Origin of the sequence: Candidatus Propionivibrio aalborgensis, assembly GCF_900089945.1 — a bacterium.
Classification (GTDB): domain Bacteria; phylum Pseudomonadota; class Gammaproteobacteria; order Burkholderiales; family Rhodocyclaceae; genus Propionivibrio; species Propionivibrio aalborgensis.
Genome location: NZ_FLQY01000393.1, coordinates 1 through 4,320, shown reverse-complemented (window position 1 = coordinate 4,320; position 4,320 = coordinate 1). Strand labels below are relative to the sequence as shown.

Sequence of the window (4,320 nt, the reverse complement as noted above, 5' to 3'; positions counted from 1 at the left end):
CATGGCGGCTTCGATGTAGTTCTGCTCGGTTTCGGCGAGCAGCCGATCAAGTCTGAACGGGTTTGGTTGCTGCAGACGCTCGCTGGCTGCCAGGATAAGCGCATCACTTTCTGCGCTGACGACCGGCGCTGTGGTAGTGACTGGCGCAAGCGGTTCGTCGAGCAAATCCAGTTCACTCTCAAGGGCGCTGTAACTTACGGTTTGTCCAGGGTGCTTGGCCGTGAGGCGAATGACAATGTTGCGAAGTTCCCGGACGTTGCCGGGAAAACTGTAGCGGGACCAGAGTGCGCGTGCCTCATCGGACAGCTCGAAAGCCGTTTGTTGAGATTGCGTTGCGTAGCGCTGGCGAAAATGATCGAGCAAGAGGAACTTGTCGTCATCCATCTCACGTAACGGTGGCACGCTGATCGAGAACACGGAAAGCCGATGATAAAGATCGGCACGGAAGTTGCCCGACCGGACCTCCTTGCGCAGGTCCCGGTTGGTCGCGGCAATGATTCGTGCACGGCTGGTACACTTCTGTGTTTCGCCAACCCGCTGATACTCGCCATTCTCAAGCACGCGTAACAATTTTGCTTGCAGCTCCAGCGGCAGCTCACCGATTTCGTCGAGGAAAAGCGTGCCATCGGCAGCGTCTTCGAAATAACCGGTTTTTGCCGTGTTGGCGCCTGTGAACGCGCCCTTGGCATATCCGAACAGGGTGGGTTCGACCAGAGCGGGGGAAATGGCCGCGCAGTTGAGCGATAGAAAAGGCCTGCTGTGGCGCTTGGTGTCCTGATGCAGGCAACTGCTGGCAACGATTTCCTTGCCGCTTCCCGACTCGCCCTCGATGAGCACGGGAAAAGGCGAATCGGCGTATTGCTGCAACTGCACTTTCAGTTTCTGTATGGCCGGGCTGTCGCCGATCAGGGGCGATGTGGAAATGCCGTGAGTACGCCGTTCGTCCAGTGAGCGATAGCTTAACGCCCGCTGGAGAATCTTGTGCAGGTCGGCGGGGCTGCAAGGTTTTGCAACAAAATCGATGGCGCCCAGGGTGCGGGCGTGACGGGCATTGTCCGCATCGCTTTGGCCGGAGAGTACGACGATCTTGATTTCCGGGCACAGTTTCAGCAAATCCGAAATCAAGGCGAATCCTTCGTCCGGGCGATGCGGGAAGGGTGGCAGGCCGAGGTCGACCAGCGCCAGATCAGGAGTGCGGCGAAGTTGGCGGAGCAATTGAGTGCAGCGCGGGCGGGAGTGGCTGGTGATGACTTCAAACGCGGGGCTCATCGAATAGCTCAGCGTGTCGCATATGAGCGGATCATCATCGACGATGAGCAGCAGCGGCATTTTTGGCAAGGAAGTTTCCGGGGCGTTGCTCATGGAAAGCGCGTCATCGGTCTGGAAATGAACAATTCCGTTATTCTACAATTGTTTGGCTGAGAATCTTTTGCGGATGGCGAACCGTCATTCGAGTATAATCAACCCCCATTTTTCTTCTTCGGACTCCGCCGTGCCAGCCGACAATCTGGTCAAGATCACTGACATCAATTTCGCCTATGACGATAGGGCCATCCTCAAGGGAATCAATATGGAGATTCCCCGAGGCCAGCTGGTTGCCATCATGGGCAATTCAGGCTGCGGCAAGACGACCTTGTTGCGGTTGATTGGCGGGCAGCTCAAGCCAACCAGCGGCGAATTGCTGGTCGCTGGCCAGTCGGTGCCGGACATGAAACATGCAGAACTTTATGCCATGCGACGACGCATGGGGATGCTGTTCCAGTTTGGCGCCTTGTTCACCGATATTTCTGTGTATGACAATGTCGCCTATCTGATGCGTGAGCATACCGACCTGCCGGAAGAGATGATTCGTGACATGGTGTTGATGAAGCTCAATGCCGTTGGCTTGCGGGGAGCTCATGACCTGATGCCGTCCGAACTGTCAGGCGGCATGGCGCGTCGCGTTGCACTGGCGAGGGCAATCGCGCTGGATCCGATGCTGGTCATGTACGACGAACCCTTTGCCGGGCTGGATCCGATCTCGATGGGTGTTATCGGTCAGCTCATCCGCAAGCTTAACGATGCACTCGGCGCGACGTCGCTCCTGGTGACTCACGATGTTCATGAGGCGATGTTAATCGTCGATTACGTCTATTTTGTCTCCGACGGGCAAATCGTTGCGCAGGGAACGCCGGACGAGATACGCGCGTCCTCCGATCCTTTTGTGCATCAGTTTGTTTTTGGAGAGGCCGACGGCCCCGTGCATTTCCATTACCCAGCGGTTCCCTTCGAGCAGGATTTGATGCGAGAAGGCGCTTATGGCTGAAAAAGGTTCTCCTGTCTTGCTTTCGTTCGTCGGGAATATCGGCCATCGCTTGAACAGCAGCGTGCAGCGGTTGGGCTTTGCCGCACGGTTTTTCGTGATGATCCTGGTCTATTCCGGACAGTCATTCAGGCGTCTTCACCTGACGATTCGTGAAATGTACTTTTCCGGTTTTCAATCCTTGCTGATCATTATGGTTTCAGGACTGTTTATCGGCATGGTGCTGGGCATGCAAGGGTATGAGACTTTGCAACGCTATGGATCTTCCGAAGCGCTTGGCGTGCTGGTGGCGCTTTCGCTGACGCGTGAGTTGGGGCCGGTGGTTGCTGCATTGCTGTTTGCATCGCGCGCGGGGTCGTCGATTACGGCCGAGATCGGCCTGATGAAGGCCACTGAGCAACTGACTGCGATGGACATGATGGCGGTGAATCCGATTGCCCGTGTCGTGGCACCGCGGTTCTGGGGCGGGGTTATTTCCATGCCCTTGCTGGCCGCCTTGTTTTCCGCGGTCGGTGTGTTCGGCGGGTATCTGGTTGGTGTCGTCCTGATCGGTGTCGACGAAGGCGCTTTCTGGTCGCAGATGCAAGGGTCGGTGGACTTCCGCTTCGACGTCTGGAATGGCGTTATCAAGAGTTTTGTTTTTGGGGTGGCTGTTTCCCTGATTGCTGTTTTCGAGGGCTACGATGCAGTGCCGACTGCCGAGGGCGTTTCGACTTCGATCAAAAGAACAGTTGTGTATTCGGCGCTGGCGATTCTGGCGCTGGATTTCGTTTTGACCTCCTTCATGTTCCGGGGGCTTTGATGAGTCGTAAGTTACTTGATCTATGGGTTGGATTCTTTGTCGTCATCGGTTTCGCGGCGTTGTTGTTTTTAGCACTAAGAGTCGGGAACCTTTCGTCGGCCAATTTTGCCGAGACTTACCAGTTGACAGCCAAGTTTGATAACATCGGTGGCCTGAAGGTGCGTGGTCCGGTAAAGAGTGCGGGGGTTGTTGTCGGGCGGGTTTCGGAGATTCACTTCGATCCCCAGAGCTATGAGGCAGTGGCGACGCTTACGATTGACAGCCGTTACCGTTTTCCGAAAGACACTTTCGTTTCGATTCTGACAGCGGGTCTGCTGGGCGAGCAATACATCGGCCTGGACGCTGGAGGTGACGAAAAGATGTTGAAACCGGGCGATGTGGTCGTCAAGACGCAATCTGCAGTTGTGCTTGAGAAACTGATCAGTCAGTTCATGTTCAACAAGGCGTCCGAAGGTTCGGACAAGTAATAACTGGAAGGGTCGTCCGTGAAAAAACTAATAGCAAAGCGCATGTGTTCTGTGGCATTCGTCACTGCGATCCTGGGCGGGCTGACAGGCTGCGCGACGACCGCGGACAATCCACAGGATCCCTACGAGGGTTTCAACCGGGCAATGTTTGCGGTGAATGAGGGGATCGATGTAGTGGTCAAGCCGGTCGCCCAAGGCTATGAAGCCGCCGCGCCGTTGCCCGTGAAGGCCGGTATTGGTAATTTTTTCGGTAATTTATGGGACGTGATAACAGCGCTTAACGGCTTGCTTCAAGGCAAGGGTGAGCAGGGGCTGTCGGATATTGGCCGTGTGCTGATCAATACTACAGTCGGCATTGGCGGCGTTTTCGATGTGGCCAGCGAAATGGGGCTGGAGAAGCATTCCGAAGATTTTGGCCAAACGCTTGGTGTATGGGGTGTTGGCGAGGGGCCGTATTTTTATTGGCCGCTGATCGGGCCGCGCACGACGCGTGACACATTCGGATGGATGGTCGACTCTTATATGGACCCGGTCTGGAATATTAGTGATGTCCCCGTGCGTAATTCGCTGGTCGGCGTGCGCTATATTGATCTTCGTGCGAGCTTGCTGCCCACTGACAAGATTGTTGATCAGGCGGCGTTTGACAAGTACGACTACATTCGCGAAGCTTATCTGCAGAATCGGCGCAGTGAGGTCAATGACGGCCACGAAGACAAGTCTGAATGCAAGCAAAGTCGCTGCTATTGATT

Annotated in this window: 5 protein-coding genes; 4 read left to right on the top strand and 1 reads right to left on the bottom strand. The window is 55.5% G+C overall.

From position 1 onward, the window contains the following. Positions 1 to 1,362 (bottom strand): sigma-54-dependent transcriptional regulator (locus tag PROAA_RS17855; protein WP_186412644.1); only part of this gene is annotated, 1,362 nt, incomplete at its 3' end. 73 nt (positions 1,363 to 1,435) lie between these two features. Between PROAA_RS17855 and PROAA_RS17850 the strand changes: the two genes are divergently transcribed. The 4 genes from PROAA_RS17850 to PROAA_RS17835 are packed head-to-tail and all read left to right on the top strand — an operon-like array spanning position 1,436 to position 4,318. After that, positions 1,436 to 2,305, top strand: coding sequence for an ABC transporter ATP-binding protein (locus PROAA_RS17850; RefSeq protein ID WP_186412643.1), 870 nt, complete (start codon positions 1,436 to 1,438; stop codon positions 2,303 to 2,305). Further along, positions 2,298 to 3,104: a lipid asymmetry maintenance ABC transporter permease subunit MlaE gene (gene mlaE, locus PROAA_RS17845; RefSeq protein ID WP_186412642.1), complete on the top strand. Its 807-nt coding sequence runs from the start codon at positions 2,298 to 2,300 to the stop codon at positions 3,102 to 3,104. Before PROAA_RS17850 ends, mlaE begins: the two co-directional genes overlap by 8 nt. Beyond that, positions 3,104 to 3,571: an outer membrane lipid asymmetry maintenance protein MlaD gene (gene mlaD / locus PROAA_RS17840; protein ID WP_186412641.1), complete on the top strand. Its 468-nt coding sequence runs from the start codon at positions 3,104 to 3,106 to the stop codon at positions 3,569 to 3,571. The genes mlaE and mlaD overlap by 1 nt, the downstream gene beginning before the upstream one ends. A gap of 18 nt (positions 3,572 to 3,589) precedes the next feature. Continuing rightward, the gene (locus PROAA_RS17835; RefSeq protein ID WP_245664339.1) at positions 3,590 to 4,318 is read left to right on the top strand and encodes an MlaA family lipoprotein; all 729 of its coding nucleotides are present in this window, start codon (positions 3,590 to 3,592) and stop codon (positions 4,316 to 4,318) included. Positions 4,319 to 4,320: the final 2 nt, after the last annotated feature.

Bases quoted from the DNA above. Each gene is read 5' to 3' on its own strand.
- mlaE (WP_186412642.1), top strand. From the start codon at position 2,298: ATGGCTGAAAAAGGTTCTCCTGTCTTGCTTTCGTTCGTCGGGAATATC.
- mlaD (WP_186412641.1), top strand. From the start codon at position 3,104: ATGAGTCGTAAGTTACTTGATCTATGGGTTGGATTCTTTGTCGTCATC.
- PROAA_RS17850 (WP_186412643.1), top strand. From the start codon at position 1,436: ATGGCGAACCGTCATTCGAGTATAATCAACCCCCATTTTTCTTCTTCG.